This is a genomic window from Actinoplanes sp. NPDC051861, assembly GCF_040681145.1.
Taxonomy (GTDB): Bacteria; Actinomycetota; Actinomycetes; order Mycobacteriales; family Micromonosporaceae; genus Actinoplanes.
Genome location: NZ_JBFAYE010000001.1, coordinates 592,320 through 611,694, shown reverse-complemented (window position 1 = coordinate 611,694; position 19,375 = coordinate 592,320). Strand labels below are relative to the sequence as shown.

Annotated in this window: 19 protein-coding genes; 9 read left to right on the top strand and 10 right to left on the bottom strand. The window is 71.8% G+C overall.

The genetic code is table 11. The features are described from left to right. Positions 1-16 precede the first annotated feature (16 nt). The 3 genes from AB0M02_RS03175 (at position 17) to rocD (ending at position 2,863) form a co-directional block, all read left to right on the top strand. Complete coding sequence (locus AB0M02_RS03175) at positions 17-589, top strand: hypothetical protein (RefSeq protein WP_364220587.1); 573 nt, start codon at positions 17-19, stop codon at positions 587-589. 256 nt (positions 590-845) lie between these two features. Next, positions 846-1,652 (top strand): dimethylargininase, encoded by an 807-nt coding sequence (gene ddaH, locus AB0M02_RS03170; RefSeq protein ID WP_364220584.1) that lies wholly within the window; start codon positions 846-848, stop codon positions 1,650-1,652. Continuing rightward, entirely contained in the window at positions 1,649-2,863 is a 1,215-nt protein-coding gene (gene rocD / locus AB0M02_RS03165) for an ornithine--oxo-acid transaminase (protein WP_364220581.1), read from the top strand. The genes ddaH and rocD overlap by 4 nt, the downstream gene beginning before the upstream one ends. A gap of 105 nt (positions 2,864-2,968) precedes the next feature. On the opposite strand, the gene AB0M02_RS03160 is transcribed toward rocD, so the two are convergent. Beyond that, the gene (locus AB0M02_RS03160) at positions 2,969-4,117 is read right to left on the bottom strand and encodes an FHA domain-containing protein (protein ID WP_364220578.1); all 1,149 of its coding nucleotides are present in this window, start codon (positions 4,115-4,117) and stop codon (positions 2,969-2,971) included. A gap of 178 nt (positions 4,118-4,295) precedes the next feature. On the opposite strand from AB0M02_RS03160, the gene AB0M02_RS03155 reads away from it, so the two are divergent. After that, positions 4,296-5,084: a hypothetical protein gene (locus tag AB0M02_RS03155; protein WP_364220575.1), complete on the top strand. Its 789-nt coding sequence runs from the start codon at positions 4,296-4,298 to the stop codon at positions 5,082-5,084. On the opposite strand, the gene AB0M02_RS03150 is transcribed toward AB0M02_RS03155, so the two are convergent. Together AB0M02_RS03150 and AB0M02_RS03145 are read right to left on the bottom strand one after the other, a co-directional pair. Continuing rightward, entirely contained in the window at positions 5,063-6,118 is a 1,056-nt protein-coding gene (locus AB0M02_RS03150; RefSeq protein ID WP_364220572.1) for a 1-acyl-sn-glycerol-3-phosphate acyltransferase, read from the bottom strand. The genes AB0M02_RS03155 and AB0M02_RS03150 overlap by 22 nt on opposite strands. Then, a complete protein-coding gene (locus AB0M02_RS03145) occupies positions 6,115-6,972 on the bottom strand; it encodes a patatin-like phospholipase family protein (protein WP_364220569.1) in 858 nt (285 codons plus the stop codon). The genes AB0M02_RS03150 and AB0M02_RS03145 overlap by 4 nt, the downstream gene beginning before the upstream one ends. A gap of 67 nt (positions 6,973-7,039) precedes the next feature. Between AB0M02_RS03145 and AB0M02_RS03140 the strand changes: the two genes are divergently transcribed. Both AB0M02_RS03140 and AB0M02_RS03135 read left to right on the top strand, forming a co-directional pair. Continuing rightward, positions 7,040-7,420 (top strand): MerR family transcriptional regulator, encoded by a 381-nt coding sequence (locus AB0M02_RS03140; RefSeq protein WP_364220566.1) that lies wholly within the window; start codon positions 7,040-7,042, stop codon positions 7,418-7,420. Further along, the gene (locus AB0M02_RS03135) at positions 7,402-7,749 is read left to right on the top strand and encodes a thioredoxin domain-containing protein (protein ID WP_364220563.1); all 348 of its coding nucleotides are present in this window, start codon (positions 7,402-7,404) and stop codon (positions 7,747-7,749) included. Before AB0M02_RS03140 ends, AB0M02_RS03135 begins: the two co-directional genes overlap by 19 nt. Here the strand turns inward: AB0M02_RS03135 and AB0M02_RS03130 are convergent, their stop codons facing one another. From AB0M02_RS03130 to AB0M02_RS03100, 7 genes are all read right to left on the bottom strand, one after another. Beyond that, positions 7,750-7,965, bottom strand: a complete 216-nt coding sequence (locus AB0M02_RS03130) for a hypothetical protein (RefSeq protein ID WP_364220560.1) — start codon at positions 7,963-7,965, stop codon at positions 7,750-7,752. Positions 7,966-7,997: 32 nt separating this feature from the next. Next, entirely contained in the window at positions 7,998-11,147 is a 3,150-nt protein-coding gene (locus AB0M02_RS03125) for a cyclic nucleotide-binding protein (RefSeq protein ID WP_364220557.1), read from the bottom strand. 199 nt (positions 11,148-11,346) lie between these two features. Next, positions 11,347-12,879 carry a trypsin-like peptidase domain-containing protein gene (locus AB0M02_RS03120; protein ID WP_364220554.1) on the bottom strand — a complete coding sequence of 511 codons (1,533 nt, stop codon included), beginning with the start codon at positions 12,877-12,879 and terminating at the stop codon, positions 11,347-11,349. Between the two features lie 39 nt (positions 12,880-12,918). Beyond that, positions 12,919-14,496, bottom strand: coding sequence for an ATP-binding protein (locus tag AB0M02_RS03115; protein ID WP_364220552.1), 1,578 nt, complete (start codon positions 14,494-14,496; stop codon positions 12,919-12,921). An 8-nt stretch (positions 14,497-14,504) separates the two neighbouring features. Then, the gene (locus AB0M02_RS03110; protein WP_364220549.1) at positions 14,505-15,218 is read right to left on the bottom strand and encodes a response regulator transcription factor; all 714 of its coding nucleotides are present in this window, start codon (positions 15,216-15,218) and stop codon (positions 14,505-14,507) included. 64 nt (positions 15,219-15,282) lie between these two features. Beyond that, on the bottom strand, positions 15,283-15,972 hold the full coding sequence (locus AB0M02_RS03105; protein WP_364220546.1) for a lysophospholipid acyltransferase family protein: 690 nt from the start codon (positions 15,970-15,972) through the stop codon (positions 15,283-15,285). Positions 15,973-16,040: 68 nt separating this feature from the next. Beyond that, positions 16,041-16,802 carry a GNAT family N-acyltransferase gene (locus tag AB0M02_RS03100; RefSeq protein WP_364220544.1) on the bottom strand — a complete coding sequence of 254 codons (762 nt, stop codon included), beginning with the start codon at positions 16,800-16,802 and terminating at the stop codon, positions 16,041-16,043. Positions 16,803-16,895: 93 nt separating this feature from the next. On the opposite strand from AB0M02_RS03100, the gene AB0M02_RS03095 reads away from it, so the two are divergent. The 3 genes from AB0M02_RS03095 to AB0M02_RS03085 are packed head-to-tail and all read left to right on the top strand — an operon-like array spanning position 16,896 to position 19,261. Beyond that, the gene (locus AB0M02_RS03095; RefSeq protein ID WP_364220541.1) at positions 16,896-17,561 is read left to right on the top strand and encodes a hypothetical protein; all 666 of its coding nucleotides are present in this window, start codon (positions 16,896-16,898) and stop codon (positions 17,559-17,561) included. Positions 17,562-17,597: 36 nt separating this feature from the next. Next, positions 17,598-18,494, top strand: coding sequence for an ABC transporter ATP-binding protein (locus tag AB0M02_RS03090; protein WP_364220538.1), 897 nt, complete (start codon positions 17,598-17,600; stop codon positions 18,492-18,494). Beyond that, complete coding sequence (locus tag AB0M02_RS03085; RefSeq protein WP_364220535.1) at positions 18,491-19,261, top strand: ABC transporter permease; 771 nt, start codon at positions 18,491-18,493, stop codon at positions 19,259-19,261. The genes AB0M02_RS03090 and AB0M02_RS03085 overlap by 4 nt, the downstream gene beginning before the upstream one ends. Positions 19,262-19,375: the final 114 nt, after the last annotated feature.

The window sequence follows — 19,375 nt, the reverse complement described above, 5'->3', positions numbered from 1 at the left end:
TCAAGGAGGTGCTGACGTGAGGATTCCGACGTCTTCCCGCCAGACCACGGCCGATAACACGGATGCCGACCGCACCACCACGACGGTGGCGGCGCATCGAGACGACCGGCCGCCGATCAGCCCGCGCCGCGACGACACGTCCACCACGACGACGATCCCGCCGGTCCGCACCGAGACCGAGCGCGCCGCCACGGTGACCGCCGACCGGCCCGTTCAGGAGCGGCACGGCGGACGTGCCGCCGTTCCCTCCACCTCGCCCGCCCCCAAGGCGCGGGCCAGCTTCATCGCCACCCTCGGCCTGATCCTGGGTGTGGCCGGAGCCCTGCTGGTGCTCTCCGGCCCGCTGCTGGGTTACGGCATGGGCGTCGCCGGACTGGCGCTGGTCCTGTCCGTCGCCGGCCTCTTCTCGACCCGCAAGCGCCACGTCGCGGGCAAGACCGACGCCCTGATCGGCCTGCTGCTCTCGATCGCGGCCCTGGTCGTCGGCGTGCTCGCGCTGACCGGCCAGCTGAACTGGGCCGGCACCGACGTTCAGCCGGTGAGCAGCCTGCGAGAGTGGCTTGACGCACAGTTTGCGAACCGCTTCTGACGGGTACATGACATTCACCGCAAGCGATGCGCGAGCGGTGTAAACCCTCGGAACCGGGACGACGCGGTGGTCGGCCCGCCCCGAAACAATCCGGCGGTGCGCCGGCTACATCAGCTGCGCGGGAGAGGCGGTTCGCCCTCCCGCGCAGCTGTCTGCAACGAATCTTCACGGGCGTGGGCGATCACGCAACGATCCGCCGCGGTACGCATGAATGATCCAGGGGGTTCGTCGGTGGTTGCCACCTAGCGTTTCCTGCATGACGTTCCCCGCGACGCCGCGCCGCTACCTCATGTGCCGGCCCACCCACTTCGCCGTCACGTATCGGATCAACCCGTGGATGGATCCCACGGCGCCGTACGACAACGCGCTGGCGATCAGCCAATGGGAGAACCTGCGGCAGACGTTCCTCGGGCTCGGCCACACGGTCGACCTGATCGACCCGCTGCCCGGGCTGCCCGACATGGTCTTCGCCGCGAACGGCGCCACCGTGGTCGACGGCCGGGTACTGGGCGTGCAGTTCCGTGACGCCGAGCGGGCCGACGAGGCTCCGGCGTACGCCGCCTGGTTCCGGGAGCGCGGCTTCGACGTGTACGAGCCGAAGCACACCAACGAGGGCGAGGGGGACATCCTGCTCGTCGGCGACGTGCTGCTGGCCGGCACCGGGTTCCGCACCGCGCACGCCTCGCACGCCGAGACCCAGGAGGTGCTGCAGCGGCCGGTGATCACGCTGCAGCTGGTGGATCCCGCCTACTACCACCTGGACACCGCGCTCTGCGTGCTGGACGACGTCAACATCGCGTACCTGCCGGAGGCGTTCTCACCGGGTTCGCGATCCGTGCTGCAGCAGCTGTTCCCGAATGCGATCATCGCAACGCCGGAGGACGCCGCAGTGCTCGGCCTCAACGCGGTCAGCGACGGCCGTACCGTTGTACTTCCCGAGCAGGCCGTCCAGCTGACCGAGGCGCTGCGGTCGGCCGGCTACCAGACCATCGGGGTCGACCTGTCCGAGCTGCGCAAGGCCGGCGGCGGTCCCAAGTGCTGCACGTTGGAGGTGCGCCCATGACCACGGTCGAGTTCCGTACGCCGGAGGCCCTGGCCGAGGCCGAGCGCTGGACCGCGCACAACTACCACCCGCTGCCGGTGGTCGTCGCCGAGGCGGACGGCGCCTGGGTGACCGATGTCGACGGCCGCCGCTACCTCGACTTCCTCGCCGGGTACTCGGCGCTGAACTTCGGGCACCGGCACCCCGGCCTGGTCGCGGCGGCGCACGCCCAGCTGGACCGGGTCACGCTGACCAGCCGCGCGTTCGTGCACGACCAGTTCGCGACGTTCTGCCGCGGCCTCGCCGAGCTGTGCGGCAAGGACCTCGTGCTGCCGATGAACACCGGCGCCGAGGCGGTCGAGACCGCGATCAAGGTGGCCCGCAAGTGGGGCTATCGGGTCAAGGGCGTCGCCGACGAGCGGGCCGAGATCATCGTTGCCGACGGCAACTTCCATGGGCGTACGACGACAATCGTCAGCTTCTCCACGGATCCGGAGGCCCGCGCCGACTTCGGCCCGTACACGCCCGGGTTCGTGGTGGTGCCGTACGGCGATCTGGAAGCGGTCCGCGCCGCGATCACGCCGAACACCGTGGCCGTGCTCATGGAGCCGATCCAGGGCGAGGCCGGTGTGCTGGTGCCGCCGGCCGGGTTCTTCGCCGGTGTCCGCGAGCTCTGCACCGAGCAGAACGTGCTGATGATCGCCGACGAGATCCAGTCCGGGCTGGGCCGGACCGGGCGCACCTTCGCGATCGAGCACGAGGGTGTCGTCCCGGACATGTACGTGCTCGGCAAGGCCCTCGGCGGCGGCATCGTCCCGGTCTCCGCGGTCGCCGCGGACCGCGACGTGCTCGGTGTGCTGCGCCCCGGTGAACACGGTTCCACGTTCGGCGGCAACCCGCTGGCCTGCGCGGTCGGCGCCGAGGTGGTGCGGTTGCTGTCGACCGGCGAGTTCCAGGAGCGCTCGGAGCGGCTCGGCTCCCGCCTGCACGCCGGCTTGGAGGCGCTGATCGGCAAGGGCGTGGTCGCCGTACGCGGACGCGGCCTGTGGGCCGGCGTGGACATCGATCCGGCTCTGATGACCGGACGGCAGGCGTGCGAGCGGCTCGCCGAGCGGGGCGTGCTGGCGAAGGACACGCACGGGTCGACGATCCGGCTGGCGCCACCGCTCGTCGTCACCGAGGCCGATCTCGATCACGCACTGGCACAGTTGGCGGCGGTCCTCAACAGCTGATCAAAAGGCACCGCAGCTGATCAAAAAGCGCAGCCGCGGCTGATCAAAGGCGCCGCCGCAGCTGATCAAAAGGCGCCGCCGCCGATTCCGGCGGCGGCGTCAAGATCAGCGACCAACCGGCCGGAAGGCCATCGTCGGCGCCTCGCCCATCACCGACTCGGGTTGCACGACCCCGCCGCTGGCCCAGAGCTTGGACCGGCCGACGTGCACACCGCCGTAGAGCTCGACCACGTCCTCGGCACCGAGCTTGCGGCTCTCCTGGCGCTTCAGCGTGATGCGCTCGTCGTCGTTGTCCGAACCGCCGGGCCGGATGCCGCTGCCGTTCGTGCTGACATCCTGAACGGTCACCTCGCCGCCCCGCAGCGTGAACTGAACGTGCCCTCGGCTGATCCATTTGCGGGCCTCGTCGGTCAGCCACTGACCGAGCATGATCCCCGAGCCGCCCTCCGGCGCACGGCCCACGACCACCGGCTTCTCCTCGGAGACCACGAAACGCTGGCGGATCACGCCGTCGATGCGCACCGAGAAGACCTCGGTCGCCGGACGCGCGCCGACGTCACGCAGCCGCTCGCCGTGCCGCGGGCAGGTCGGCGCGCCCGACCGCAGCATCGGTGGCGGCTGGGAGACCGGGCTGGTGTAGACGCGCATGTCGGCGAACGGGCTGTCCGAGTCGCCGCCGGTGCCGTAGGCGTTGCAGTTCGGCGCCGGGCAGCTCCACACCCGCGCGAGCATGCGCTCGCCGAGCGGGGACCGGGGCACCGGCGGTGCGGTCTCGCCGCGTCCCACCCGGGGCACCAGCGTCGGGCCGCCCTGATCCGACACGAGGGCGAGCAGCCGTCCCGGATCGGCCACCCACGGGCGGCGGTCCCGGAAGCGGTCCTCCCGGTCGCGGGTGAGCACCGGCAGACCGAGCAGCTCGGCCACCTCCAGCACCCGGTCGTCGAGCTGCGGAACCACCTCGATCTTGCCGTCGTCGGCCCAGCGGCGGACCACCATGCGCTCGTTCGAGGTGAGGTCGGTGTCCGAGATGAGGGCACGCGGCGCGACCGCGTAGACCGGGACGTTCTCCTCGGCCATGTAGCGGCCGAGAGCGTCGACCAGCAGGCCGAGGCGTACCAGGCTGGCCGGGCGGCCGCCGTCGAGGTCGGCATAACGCACGACCTCCGAAAGATCAACCACACCCCGGGCCAGGGCCGGGTCGGTGGTGAGCCGGGCCTCGATGGCGTCGAGGACCTTGCTGACCTCGAATCTCACGAGTCCTCCCCCTCTGCGTGCGCGTCCACCCATCATGCCCCGCCCATGATCGCCAGAAAAACGGGGCCGCTGTGTAGTGTCCGTTTGACCCGCCGTGTCCGTTTGCCGTCCGGCGATTCCGGGAATTGCGCCATCGACCGGCGTCACCCCGGGTGCCGGCACAGCAGGAGGGATCGACATGCGGACACCACGGCTTGCCGGACTAGGCCTCGCGGCGGCGGCCGCCGCCCTCGCGGTGGCCGGCTGCGCCAACTCCTCCACCGCGACACCGGACTCCTCCGCTCCCGCTTCGGCGCCCGCCGCACCCGCGCCGTCAACCTCGGCCGACCCCGCGGCGGCGCAGGCGCTCGCCGGCGCCACTGCCAAGCTCGGCACCACCAGCTTCAAGATGACCCTCACGGCCGGCGCCGGCTTCAACCTGACCGCGCTCATCGACGCGCCGGGCAGCAAGGGCACGGCCGAGCTCACCGCCGAGGGCACCAACACCAAGCTGACCGTGAAGTCGCTGCTGATCGGCGAGGACCTGTACGCACAGATCCCCGGCATCACCAAGGACGGCACCTGGACGCACCTGGACATGACCCGGCTGCCGGAGGGTGCCAACGTCGGCCTGCGCCCCGGCCGGATCGACCCGGTCGACACCGCGAACCTGATCAGCACGAACACCGACGTGCACGCCACCGGGCCCAGCTCCTACGCCGGGACGGTGGACCTGACAAAGGCCACCGGCGTCGCCGGCCTCGACAAGGTGACCATCGAGGGGTACGGCCCGGCGGCGCAGCGGGTGCCGTTCACGGCCGGTGTCGACGAGCAGGGCCGGCTCTCGGTGCTGACGCTCCAGCTGCCGCAGTCGACCACGCTCGAGGCGCTGTACACCGATTACGGTACGACCGTCACCGCCGAGCGCCCGCCGACCGCGCAGATCGTCGAGGCCCCGGAGGACGTCTACCGAGCGCTCGGCGGCTGACCCCGGGGAGTCCACAGAGGCCGCGGTGCCGGCCGGTGCTCGTCGATCCACGCGTCGATACGCGCCCACCAGTCGTAGAGCCAGTCGATCCGCTCCTGCTCACCGGCCGGCACCTCCTCCGGAGGCACGCTCCAGAACCGCATCACCAGCTTCTTGTCCATCGGCAGCTCGCGCCAGACGTCGGACACGCTCAGCATCCGGTCGAGCCCGGTGTGCGCCACGAAGATGACGCCCGCGTCCGGCGCCGCTTCGATCGCGGCGAGCAGGCCGCCCGGTTTCGGCGGCAACAGGTTGCGCAGGCCCTCCGCCTTGACCGCGAGGTCACCCAGGCCGCGCGCCCGCAGACGGGCGATCGCGCTGACCCGGCGGCGCGGCGTGAAGTTGCCGCCCTCCGGGAAGATCACGAAGGCGTCGTTGTGGTCCAGGCCGGTGGCCAGGTCACCGATCTGCTCCTCCAGCGTGACGGTGCCGGTCCGGCCCGGCGAGATGAACCGGTTGGGCAGGCGGTTGAGCAGCACGTCCACGGCCGGGTCCCACTGCAGGGCGGCCTTCAGCACGATCCGCGGCTCCCGGGCGAACCAGTTCACCAGCGCGTGGATCAGCGTGAACGAGTCACCGGGACCGGCGTGCCGGCTGACCACGATCTCCGGACGGCCCGGCTGGGCGGTGTCCGGGTCGGTGCCGACCACGTCGATCTCCAGGTGCAGCGACCAGCGCGCGAACCAGAACAGCACGCTGAGGAAACGCCCGGTCATCACGTAGTGCGCCCGCTGGAACCAGGGGCCGCGGATCCGCCACCCGAAACCGGAGGCCACCCAGATCACCGAGAGCAGGACCAGCGCCAGCGCGTCCCAGACCAGGTAGACGATGCCCAGGAAGACCACCCGGGGCACCCGCAGCCGGCCCGGCACGAGCGGCGAGACCGCCAGCGCGATCAGCAGCCAGACCGGCAGGGTGGTGAGCAGCACGAACGCCAGAACCACGACGGCCGGGGCGATCACCAGGCGGCGGACCCAGATCGGCGGCAGCGTCATCGGCGGCCGCCCGGATCCGGCAGCGGATGCACGTTGGCGGTCAGATAGCGGCGGGACGCGGTGTACGCCCGGCTGATCCGGCGCCCCACCGAGGCCATGTCGCGGTACGCCCACGGCGAGTCGTCGCGCGTCTCGCCACCGCCACTCGGAAGCACATGCACCCGTACATCGTCGGGCAGCATGGCAAGTTCCCGGGCGAACCGGTGCCGCCGGGCGATCTCGAACGCCACCTGCGCCACCTCCCAGGGCCGCCGCGGGACGCTGAGCTGGCGCTCCACGCGGCCGACCTGCAGGACGAAGATCAGTTTCGCGCCGACCCGGACCGCCTCGCCGATCGGGATCGAGTTCACGATCCCACCGTCCACATAGTGCTCGCCCTCGATCTCCATCGGTGGCAGCAGTCCGGGCACGGCCGACGAGGCGAGCACCGCGTCGACCAGGGGCCCGCTGTCGAACCAGTGCTCGGCGGCGCGCTCGATGCTGGCCGCGCAGCACCGGAACGGGACCTTCAGGTCGGCGAACTCGACGCCCTCGCCCAGTTCGCCCTCCAGCAGGCGGCGCAGCGGGCGCGGCGAGTGCAGGTGGGTCCGCGCGGCGAACCGGCGCATCTGGCGGCCGATCGAGTCGCCGTAGACCGCGGCCGCCTCCGGCGAGGTCCAGAGCCGCACCAGGCGGTCGGTGACCGACTCGGCGGGCTCGGCGGCGACCAGCGCGCCGTTGACCGCGCCGATCGATGTGCCGACCACCACATCCGGCCGGAACCCGGCCCGGAACAGCGCGCGCAGCATGCCCACCTCGACGGCGCCCAGCACCCCGCCGCCACCCAGCACGAACGCGACCGGACCGTCGACCATGGCTCCCATCCTCCCACGATCTTGCGGCCTTGCCTTGACGCCGGTGTCAGGGCATACCGTTCGGTTCATGCTTATCGGAGAGCTCGCCGAGCGGGCCGGCACGAGCCCGCGCACGCTGCGCTACTACGAAGAGCACGGACTGATCCGTCCGCGCCGCGACGCCAACGGCTACCGCCAGTACGACGACGGTGAACTGCGCGTTGTCAACGAGATCCGGGCGCTGCTCGCCGACGGGTTCGGCGTGGACGACATCAAACCCTTCGTCGACTGCCTGCGGGCCGGCAACACCGCCGGGCACGTGTGCCCCGACTCGGTCGCGGTGCTGCGACGGCGGCTGGCCGAGGTGGACGGCTACCTCGAGCAGCTGACCGGCGTACGGCAGCGGCTGCGGGAGCAGTTGAGCCAAGCCATCGAACACCGGGAGGCCCGATGCCTGCTGAATCCCTGATCACCGTTACCGACGCGACGTTCGCCTCGACCCTCGCCGAGGCCGGCGCACCCGTGGTGATCGACGTCTGGGCCGAGTGGTGCCCGCCGTGCCGCCCGATGGCACACGTGCTGGGCGAGCTGGCCGAGGAGTTCCGCGGGCAGGTCCTGATCGGAAAACTTGACGCCGACGCCAACCCGGCGACCGTCCGCGACTACCGGGTGACCTCGATGCCCACCCTGCTGTTCTTCACCGGCGGCGTGCTGACCGGCACGATCGTCGGCGCCCGACCCAAGTCGATGCTCCGGCAGGCGCTCGCGAACGCCGTCACGCCGTACGTGAACCGGTGATCAGTCCAGCTCGGGCATGGCGACCGGCTGTGGTCGGGGACGGCAGGTGCCGCACTGCACCGCGTCCTCGACCACCAGCGCCTCGGTCTGGTCCCGCCGCACCGACCTGCTGACCTCCAGCAGGAACGGCCCGAACCGGGCGTGCTCGGCGCACACACCGCGCCCGCAGAACCGGCATGTGGCACGCGCGGCCTCGGCACAGAACCAGCACAGCATCGCGGTCTCCCTGTCTGGCGGGGCGGCGATCGCTAGCCGGCGGAAGGTGTACCCGGTCCGTCCGCGCTGGCGGTCGACGTCGTGGTCGGTGGGGTCGTGGGCGGCTCGGTCGTCGGATCGGTGGTCGGTGCGGTCGTGGGTGTGGTCGGCTCCGTCGTCGGCGCCGGCGGCCGGGTGGTGGTCCGGGTCGGTCGGCTGGTCGGGATCGTCGGGACCGGCGGGGTGGTCGCCGCGGTCGTGGTCGGCGCGGTCGTCGGCACCGGCTCGGTCGTCGTCGCCGTGGTGGCCGGTGTCGTGACCTCGGTGCTCGCCGGGGCCGAGGGCTCGGTGGGCTCGGTCTCGGGCGGGATCGACTCCCACACCCCGGGGTCCTCGCTCGGGTCCGACGACGGCGGCTCGACCTTGACGCCGTCACCGCAGTCCAGCTCCGCGCCCTCGGCGGGGCTAGTGGCGCCGCCGACGGCCACCGAACCGGTGGACACGGTGACGGTCGTGAGATCCGCGGAGAACCACGCTTCACCGTCGGCGGTGACATCACCCTGGGTCCGCGCAACCGTGAGCCCCAGCGGCGCGTAGGCCCCACTGGAACTCGTGGTGGCAGCCAGCAGCCGACCGTTCTCCAGCTTCAGCTTGCCGGAGGGCACCGACTCCCGCCCGCGCTGCACCGCGACCTCGCTCACCTCGGTACGCGACCCGGGGCACAGCACGACACTCGCACCGCCCGGGAAGGTCAGCCGGGCCCGCGCCGACCCCGGCACATCGATCTGCGCACCGGCGCTCAGGTACCGGTCGTCACCGGCGGCCAGCGATTCGCCGGCGGCCGTGGTGGCCTGACCGCGGTCCACGCTGAGCAGCACGCGCTCGGCGGGCATCTCCGCCCACGCCGGGCCGGAGCGCAGGTTGAGCCCGACGCTGAACAGGGCGAACACCACGAGCACCGTGACGAACATCCACATCCGGCGCTCGAAGTGACTGTCCACGTCGTACTCACCGGTGATCTCGGGCGGTCCGGGCGGCACCGCCAGGGGCGGGTGCGCGGCACCGGGCCGCACCGCGACCGGCGCGCTGGGCCGGATGGCGGGCATCGGCGCGCCCGGCCCGTGGCCGCCGACCAGCGGCGGGAGGTCGGACGCGTCCGGGATGATCCAGAGCCGGACCGGGGTACGCGCCTGGGCCACCATGCCGGGGCTGCCGTCGCCGACCGGGCCGACCAGGGTGCCGCGGCGCAGCTCGACGCCGTCGGGCATGGCGATGACGCCGGACTCCACCACGACCGCGTGGGTCGGGCCGTGCAGGATCACCGGGTCGCCCGGGTCCAGATCGACCGGGTGTGCCCCGGCGATGAGCGCGAGCCTCTGGTCCTCCTCCAGCCCGGACAGCGCCGGGGTGTCGGCGAAGAGCGCCTCGGCCTCGTCGCGCTCCTGCGGCGGCGGGCCGGGCATCGGGCCGATCACCGAGGTCACCGTGGAGACCGGCAGGGCGAGCAGTGTGGTCCCGGCGGTGTGCCAGTCGAGCTGGGCGGTGCGCCCGGTGAGCGCGCTGGCGAGGCCGACCACACCACCCGGGCCGACGTGGTGCCGGATCGTGCCACCCGGGTCGCCGGGGCGGCGGCCGTGCAGGGCGCCCTCGACCACGACGTAGACAGCGGTCTGGTGATCACCGGCGAGAACCAGCTGGCGGCCGGTGGACGGGTGCATCCAGCGGGCCCGCGCGGCCAGTCCCTCCAGCGCAGGCTCGGGCAGGCCGCCGAGCTCGGAGGCGTGCAGCGCGGCCAGGCGTCGGGGCAGGTCGGCGCCCCGGTTGCGCTCGGCGGCACGCTGCCGCCACCGGCGCCAGCCCTTGCCGAGGCGGCCGAGCAGGAAGTACAGCGGCGGGGCGGCGATGCCAAGGACGATCACGAGCAGCAGCAGCCGGGAGCCGAACCCGCCGTACCAGAGGCCGACCGCGAGCCCGGAGATCCGGTCGGTCCAGAGCCGGTAGCCCAGACCCAGCGCGGCGATCAGCCAGAGGATCGCCAGCAGCCCGTAGAGGGCGACCAGCCGGCCCTCGCGGTCCAGCTTGGACCAGCCCGGTCCGCGGCCGCGCAGCCGCCCGGAGACCCAGGACAGGCCGCGGGCCCGCACGTCGGGGATCTCCAGCCAGTCCATCAACAGGTACTGCCCGTCCAGGGGCAGCAGCGGGCTGAGGTTGAAGAACACGTGCAGGTAGAAGAGGAAGGCCAGCTTGAAGGCGATCCCGCCGGTAGCGGGCACGGCCAGCCCGATCACCTGGACCAGGCCGGCCAGTCCCAGCGCGGTGGCCGGGCCGGACGCGGTGACCGCGATCCGGGCGCGCCGGCCGGCCATCCAGACGTCACTGGTGTCGACGAAGACCGTGGGAATCCCGAAGTACAGCAACAGGCCGGCGGTGGGGACCTCCCGGCCGACGCGTTTGGCGGCGAGCGCGTGGCCCAGCTCGTGCGCGGCCAGTGCCAGCACGTTCAGCAGGAGCAGGGCGATCGCACCCAACAGGTACGAGTCGCCGGCCAGGAAGAGCGAACGGCTGCCCTGCTGCCAGGTCAGCGCGAAGAGCAGCACCCCGGCGAGCGCGAACAGCCCGCCCACCCAGACCGCGGCGCGGGTGAACAGGAACCGCCCCGCCGTCCGGTAGAGCGTGGTGATCAGGCCGTCCACCTCGACGGAGAGGATCTGACGGCCGCGGGCGGCGGCGCGCAGCGAGTTGCCGACCCGCTTGTTCAGCGGCTCGCGGACCATCTCGCGCAGCGGGCGGAAGGCGTCCGTCGGCAGCTCTTCCAGCATCCGGTTGGCGGCGAGGTCGGCGACGACGCGGCGGACCTGGTCGGGTGCGAGCCGCCCGGCGATCCGGGCGAACTCGGCGACCAGCCTGGCCACCGTGCTGACGCCGTCCATCATCAGCGCCAGCTGGTACTCCTCCGGGGTCAGCCGCAGGTAGGAGCTGCGGCCGTCCTCGTCGGGGGAGCGCAGCATCACGTATCGCCCGCCGCGGACCGCGGTGCGGTGCCGGACCTCGATGCCGGGACGCAGGACGGGCCGGGCACTCGCCGGGTTCAGCCGCTCGGCCACGGTGTGCCAGAGCCCGGCGTCGACGGGGCCGGAAGGCATGCCGGGGGCCCGGCCGGCCAGCGCTTCCCAGACGTTGCTCCGGGTCTCGACGTAGGTCAACTCAGGGGGCCTCTCACTCCACAGCAACGCCCGACGGCCCATGGAGATTAGGCGGTCGCCTGGGCAAACGCGAGTCCCCGGCGGCAAAAATAGCCTGTTGGTCGCGAAGGTCCTGAATCACGGCATAGAGAGAGATACGGCGGGTGACGCGCCCACCCCTGGTCGCGTCACCCGCCGTGGCGGAAGGGATTACGTCTGTTTATCCGGCCTCTTGCAGCGTGACGGTGACCGTCTTCTCGCTGCCGTTGCGGGTGAAGGTCAGCGTCATCTTCTGACCAACGGTGCCCGCCTGGACGGCCGCCACGAGGTCGTCGGAGTCCTCGATCGCCTTGCCGTCGACCTTGGTGACCACGTCGCCCTGCTGGAGTTCGGCCTTGGCCGCCGCACTGTCGCCGGTGACGCTGCTGATCAGGGCCCCGCCGTTCTCCGCGTCGGTGACGCTGACGCCGAGTGCCGGGTGGCTGACCTTCTTGCCCTGCATGAGCGCCTCGGCGACCTGCCGGGCCTTGTTGCTCGGGATCGCGAAGCCCAGGCCGATGTTGCCCGAGTTCGACCCGGAGGTGGCGATCGCCGAGTTGATGCCGATCACCTCACCGTTCGTGTTGACCAGCGCGCCACCGGAGTTGCCCGGGTTGATCGGCGCGTCGGTCTGCAGCAGGCCGGTCATCGTGGTCGTGCCCTGCTGCTGCTGCTGCTGTTGCTGCTGCTGTCCGCCGCCGAACGGGTTCTGCGGGGTCTGCTCCTCCTCGCCGCCGGACTGGATGCTCCGGTCCTTGGCGCTGATGATGCCGGCGGTCACCGAGCCCTCCAGGCCGAGCGGGCTGCCCAGTGCCAGCACGGTGTCGCCGACCTGGGTCTGCGCGCTGTCGCCGAAGGTGGCGGCCTTGAGGTTGGAGACACCGCTGGCCTTCACGACGGCCAGGTCGGTGCGCGGGTCGGTGCCCACGACGGTCGCGCTCGCCTTGGTGCCGTCGGCGAAGATGATGTTCACCGACTCGCCCTGCGCGGTGGCGACCACGTGGTTGTTGGTGACGATGTAGCCGTCGGCGGTGAGCACCACGCCGGAGCCCTCGCCCGAGCCGGTGGTGATCGACACGACGCTGTCCTGCACCGCGGCGGCGATCTGGGCCAGCGAGGAGCGGTCCACCACGCGGGTGACCGGGGTGTTGCCGGTCTGCACGGACTGCGACGAGTTGTCGTTGAGCGCCATCGCGGCCGCGGCGCCGGTCGCCCCCGCGCCGACCGCGATCAGAACCGCGGCCGCGCCGGCGACGAACACCTTGCGGCCCCGGCCGGGCGGGCGCTGGTCGACAACACCGACCGGCTGGGCCCAGGGCGCACCTTCGGCTCCGGGGTGCTGCTGGTGCTGGTGCTGCTGCTGAGCGGCGGCCCAGGCCGCATAGGCCGAGTGCTGCTGGTAGCCGGCCTGCCCGTAACCCTGCGGCGCCTGGTAACCCTGGTGCGGGTGGCCGTAGGGCACCGCGGTGGTCGGATAGTCCGGCTGCTGCTGCTGCGCCGCCTGCTGCTGCTGGTGCCACGCCTGCGGCGACCAGGGGCTGTGCGGCGGCTGCGGCGTCGGCACCGGTGAGTGGGGTGCCGCGGACTGGGGAGCGCCTGACTGCGGGGCAACCGGCGGCTGCGCATGCGTCGCCTGCTCAGACTCCACCCGCTCCGCACTGCTGTTGTCAGCGGCGGCGTCCGCGGGCCGCGGGTTGGTCTCGTTCTCGTTCATGCTGATTACTCTGCCCCGTCGTACTCGTACCGAACTGTGTTAGTCCTGGACGTTTTCTGTGAACCCTTTATCCGCATTTATGGTCGGCAAAGATACACGGAACGTGGCGCCCTGGCCGGATTCGGAGAGAACCTCAACGGAACCTTGGTGCGCGCGCACGATCGCCGCGACGATCGCGAGGCCCAGACCCGTCCCGGTGGCCTCCCGATCGGTCTTCCGGGTCCGCGCGCCGTCCGCCCGGTAGAACCGCTCGAAGACCCGTTCGGCTTGCTCCGGGCCGAGACCGGGTCCGGTGTCCGCGACCTCCACGACGGCCCGGTCGCCGGCACCCGCGTACAGCCGGAGGGTGACCGAGGCGCCCGGCGGGGTGTGCACCACCGCGTTCGTCATCAGGTTGCCGATCACCTGCCGGAGCCGGGCGTCGTCCCCGTACGCCACCAGCCGCTCGGGCTCGTCACGCACCTCGAGGGTGATCTCGCGATCCGGAGCGGTCGCCTGGGCGGCCTGCACCGCGTCCATGGCCAGCACCGGCAGCTCCACCGGGGCCAGTGTCAGCGGCCGTTCCCGGTCCAGCCGGGCCAGCAGCAGCAGGTCCTCGACCAGCAACCCCATCCGGGCCGCCTCGTCCTCGATCCGGCGGACCAGCCGGGCGACCGCCTCGGGGTCGGAGACGGCACCCTGCCTGTACAGCTCGGCGAACCCGCGGATGGTGGTCAGCGGCGTGCGCAGCTCGTGCGAGGCGTCCGCGACGAACTGCCGCATCTTCTCCTCCGACTGCAGCGCCCGCGACTCGGAGCGCTGGGCCGCGTCGGCGGCCTCCCGCGCCACGTGTTCCGCGGCCCGCGCGGCCTGCTCGGACTGCGCCCGGGCGATGAAGGCGGACTCGATCTGGGTCAGCATCGAGTTCAGCGCGATGGAGAGGCGCCCGAGCTCGGTGGTGGCCTCGCCACCGTCCTCCTCGGGATCCGGCACCCGCTGGGTGAGGTCGCCCGCGGCGATCCGGGCCGCGGTGCGCTCGATCTGGATGAGCGGGATCAGGCTCTGCCGCACCAGCGCGGCGCCGACCGTGGCGAGCGCGATCAGCACGCCGACACCGACCAGGAAGTCCACCCAGACCAGCCGGGCGATCACCGCGTCGATGCCGGTCATCCGCTGCCCGACGTGCAGCACGGCACCGTTGTCCAGGCGGACCACGAGCATCCGCCACATGTACTTGCCGTCGGTCGCCCGTGCCGTGTACGGCTCGCCGGCGTGCGCGTCGATCGCGTCGACACCGGTCAGCAGCGGTGGCAGGTCGGCCTCGACGACGCCCGCGCCGTACGACAGGACACCTGCGCCGCTCACGGCGGTGAACGCGACGATGTAGTCGGGCGGGGTGAAGAACTGCCGGTTCAGCTTGTCGGCGAGGGTCGCCGAGTCCCTCGCCATCAACTTGAGCTGGGTGTCCAGCCGTTTGACCATGAAGGTGTGCAGCGCGTACGTGCTGGCGGCACTGATCAGCGTCAGCGCGGCGAACACCAGCGCCAGCACCGAGGCGACCAGCTTGGTCCGCAACGAGATCTTGCGCAGGCTGGGCTGACGCGGCATCGATCCCCGGACCCGCTCGGCGAGACTCATCACCGCGCCTAGACAGCTGGCTTGCGCAGCACGTAACCCACACCGCGGAGGGTGTGGATCAGCCGGGGCTGCACGTTGTCCACCTTGCGCCGCAGGTACGAGATGTAGGACTCGACGATGTTGTCGTCGCCACGGAAGTCGTACTTCCAGACGTGGTCGAGGATCTGCGCCTTGGAGAGCACCCGGTTGGCATTGAGCATCAGGTAACGCAGCAGCTTGAACTCGGTCGGCGAGAGCTGCACCCGGCTGCCCGCCCGGTAGACCTCGTGGGTCTCCTCGTCCAGCTCCAGGTCGGCGAAGACCAGGCGGGACGGCTGCTCGTCGCCGGCGTTGGTGCGGCGCAGCACGGCACGGATGCGCGCGGTGAGCTCCTCCAGGCTGAACGGCTTGGTGACGTAGTCGTCGCCACCCAGGGTGAGGCCGCGGATCTTGTCGTCGGTGCCGTCCCGCGCGGTCAGGAAGACCACCGGTGTGCGCTGCCCGCCCTCGCGCATCAGGCGGATCACCTCGAAGCCGTCGAGGTCGGGCAGCATCACGTCGAGCACGACGAGATCGGGGGCGGAACTGCGGGCCGCGCTGACGGCGGCGCTGCCGCTGGTCGCGGTGGTGACGTCGAACCCGGCGAAACGCAGGCTGGCGGAGAGCAACTCGAGGATGTTGGCGTCGTCCTCGACGACGAGGAGCTTCGCCTCGCTCTGCTTGGGCTGGGTCTGGGCGGCCATGGCGCCATTCTGTCCCTGTCCGCTGCACCGAGGCTGCACAGTTGCTGAAAATTATCTGTGAGCTTCACGCCGCCAGGTGATAGCCGCCCCCACCGAGGCTGGCCTGCGCGGCCCGGGCCAGCGCCCGGCGGTCCGCACCCGGGGCCGGGCGCAGGGCCGGCGCGAAGGCCACCGTGACTGTCAGCCGCCGCAGCCGGGCCACGCGGCAGACCGAGTCCCATAGCGTCTGGTCACCGATGAACGCCGCCTCGGTCGAGTCGTAACCGATCGAGACCGGCACCACCGGTGCACCGGAGTCCACCGCGGCCTGGAACAGCGCCGGCCGGAACGGTCCGTGCTCGGTGCCGCAGAACGTCGTGCCCTCCGGGAAGGCCGCGACCGAGCGACCCGCCCGCAGCTGCCCGGTGACGTCGCCGACGGTCCCCGGCAGGGTCTTCGGCCGGGTGCGGTCGATGAAGATCGCTCCGGCCCGGCCCGCCGTGGCACCGATGCCCGGCCAGCCCTTCACCTCGCACTTGGCCACCAGCCGCACCGGCGTCACCGAGACCAGGGCCAGCACGTCCAGCCAGGAGACGTGGTTGGCGACCAGGAGGCTGCCCGGGCGCGGTGCTGGGCCGCGGCGGACCAGGCGGACACCGAGCACCGCGAGGATCGTGCGGGCCAGGCTGCGCAACGCGGCGCCACCCAGCAGCGCCGCGGGCAGAAGACCCGTGAGGAGTACGGCCAGGAGCGCGGTGACCCGCAGAGTTCCCATTCCCGGTGTCGCCGTGACAGCGCTGCCGCAGCGACAGTGGTCCCCGCAGCCCGACGCCGGCTGCCAGATCATCGCGTGGCGCCCAGGAAGTGCCGGCGGTACCGAGGGTCCAGCCGGTCCATCGAGAACAGCACGTAGAAGTCGGCGCAGTTGAAGTCCGCGTCGTACGCCGGCTCACCGCAGATCCAGCTGCCCAGCCGCAGGTACCCGCGCAGCAGCGGCGGAACCGCCACCTTCGGGTCGGCGAGAAGTCCCTCGGCCGGAACCCAGGGGGTACGCGGGCGCACCCGCAGCGCCGGCGGGGACAGGTGCTTGGCGTTGACGCGGGCGCGTACGCCTGCCGCGGTGTGCCCTCCGTCGCCCAGCGGGACCGAAGCGCAGCCGCCCAGCCACCGCAGGTTGTTGAGGTGCAGGTAGCGGGCGATGCCGGCCCACATCAGGTTGACCACGGCGCCGGAGCGGTGGTCCGGGTGCACACAGGAGCGGCCGATCTCCACGAGGTGGTCGCGCAGCGGCCGGAGCGCGCTGAGGTCGAACTCGGTGTCGGCGTACCGGCGGCCGGCCAGTTCGGCGGCGCGCGGCGGCAGCATCCGGTAGGTGCCCACCACGTCGCCGGTCGCGTCGTCGCGCACTACGAGGTGGTCGCAGTACGCGTCGAACTCGTCGGTGTCACGTCCGTCCACCGCACCGGGCAGACTCGCGCCGAGCTCGCCGGCGAAGACGTCGTGGCGCAGTCGCTGCGCGGCCTCGACTTGGCTCGCGTCGTCCGCGAGCAACAGGGTGTAGCCGCTGGTCCCGGTGGGTGCGGCGGCGGTCATCAGAACTGCCATGAGATCTGTGTAAGGGCGACGTCTGCCGATGGGATGTCGGGATTGGTGGCGATGTGTGACCGCTGAATGAACGACGTGTGCGAGGGTTTCCGCATGCTGATCCCGGAACGCTTCAACGGACCTCCCGGCACCGGCAACGGCGGCTGGTGCTCGGGTGTCTTCGCAGGTGCCGCGGGTGCTCGCGTCGGCGGCCCGGCCTTCCAGGTCACCCTGCGCGTCCCGCCGCCGCTCGCGACCCCGATGGACCTGCGCGACGGCTCGGTCCACGCGGGCGAGACCCTCGTCGCCGAGGTCAGCGAGGCCGCGGTCGCCGGCGAGGGTGTACCGCCGGTGCCGCTGGCGACCGCGATCGAGGCGTCCAAGGCCTACCCGGGCTTCACCGGGCACCCGTTCCCCACCTGCTTCGTCTGCGGCCCGGAGCGTCCGGCACGGGACGGCCTGGCGATCTTTCCGGGCGTACTGGAGGACGGGCGCACCGCGGCACCGTGGACCGTGCCGGGCGACGTCTCGATGGAGAGCATGTGGGCGGCACTGGACTGCCCGGGCGGCTGGGCGGCCATCGCGCGCGGTCAGGCGTACGTCCTCGGCCGGATCACCGCCGCCGTGCACGCCCTCCCGGAGCCCGGTGACGAATGCGTGGTGACCGGCGCCGCCGTCGAGATCGCCGGGCGCAAGGCCACGGTGGACTCCACCGTGTACGGGCCCGCCGGCGATCGCCTGGCCACGGCACGGGCCACGTGGATTGCCGTGATCAAGTAGGTTGATCGCTTCCAGCGGCACCCGGGAGGCGGATCGATGATCGTCGTTGAGCACCTCACGAAGGTGTACAGGACGCTGCGCGCCGTCGACGACCTCTCGTTCACCGTCCGGGCCGGCCGGGTGACCGGCTTCCTCGGCCCGAACGGCGCCGGCAAGACCACCACCCTGCGGATGCTGCTGGGCCTGGTCACCCCGACCGCGGGCGAGGCCACCATCGGCGGGCGGCAGTACACCGAGCTGACCGACCCGGTCCGGCACGTCGGCGCGGTGCTGGAGGCCTCCAGCGCGCACCGCGGCCGCACCGGGCGCGACCACCTGCGGGTGGTCTGCCGGTCGGCCGGGCTGCCGGCGAGCCGCGCCGACGAGGTGCTCGACCTGGTCGGACTGCGGCCGGCCGCCGAGCGCCGGTTCAAGGGTTACTCACTGGGCATGCGCCAGCGGCTCGGCATCGCCACCGCGATGCTCGGCGACCCGGAGGTGCTGATCCTGGACGAGCCGGCCAACGGCCTGGACCCGGAGGGCATCCGCTGGATGCGCGACCTCCTCAGGGGACTCGCCGCCGAGGGCCGCACGATCCTGGTCTCCAGCCACCTGCTGGCCGAGATGCAGCAGCTGGCCGACGACGTGGTGATCGTGGCCGCCGGCCGGCTGGTCCAGCAGGGCCCGGTCTCCGACGTCCTCGGCGGCGGCTCGGCCGCGCAGGTCCGGGTGCGCACCCCGGAACCGGACCGGCTGGCCGCCGCGATCGCCGAGCTGGGCCTGGCGGTGCACGCCGACGCGGACGGTTCGCTGCTGGTGGTCGGCGCCGAGCCGGCCCAGGTCGGCAACGCCGCGTTCCGCGCCGGCGTGGAGCTGCACGAGCTGATCGGCGAGCGGATGGATCTGGAGCAGGTGTTCCTGGAGCTGACGGCCGGAAAGGCGGACATCCGGTGAACCTGGTACGCGCCGAGCTGCTGAAGGTCCGCACCACCTCGCTGTGGTGGGGCTTCGGCCTGCTGTTGCTGCCCCTCTGGGGTGTGTCCCTGGCCTTCAACTGGGCCAACTCGACCAGCGAGCCGCCGGGCAACGAGGTCGGCGTGACGGTCAACCTCATGACCAACGGGCAGTTCTTCGGCATCATGGTCGTGCTGTTGCTCGGCGCGCTGATGGTGACGAACGAGTTCCATCACCAGACCGCGACCACCACGTTCCTCACCACCCCGCGCCGCGAGCTGGTGATCCTGGCCAAGTTCGCCGCGGCGATCGTGATCAGCCTCTCCCTCTGGGCGGTGGTCACGCTGCTCGACCTGATCGCCACTCCCGTGGTGATGAACAGCCTCGGCATGCCGCTGCGGCTCGGCGTGAGCGATGTCTGGCAGGCCGTCGCGCTCAACGCCGCCGCGTTCGCGCTCTGGGCGGTCCTCGGCGTCGGGTGCGGCGTGCTGATCCGCAGCCAGCTCGGGGCGACGCTGATCCTGTCCGTGCTCTACATCCTGGGCCCGGTGGCGGTCACCACGATCTTCTTCCTGCTCGGTGACTACATCCCGGGTGTCGAGAAACTGGACTTCCTGGTGCCGACCGTGGCATCGGACGTGATGATCTCCGGACAGGACCTGCCGGACGGCCCGGGACGCTGGACAGGCGGCGCTGTGCTGTTCGCCTATGCGCTGGTCACCGGCGGGCTGGGCACGCTGATCATCAAGCGGCGTGACATCGCCTGACATCAACGGCCTGCGGGCTGCGTAGGTCACAGAGCGGACGTCTGAGCGGACAGCGCTCGCGCACGGCGTAGCCTGGACACCGAATCCTACCCGTCCCGCGTGACGAGGCAGTCA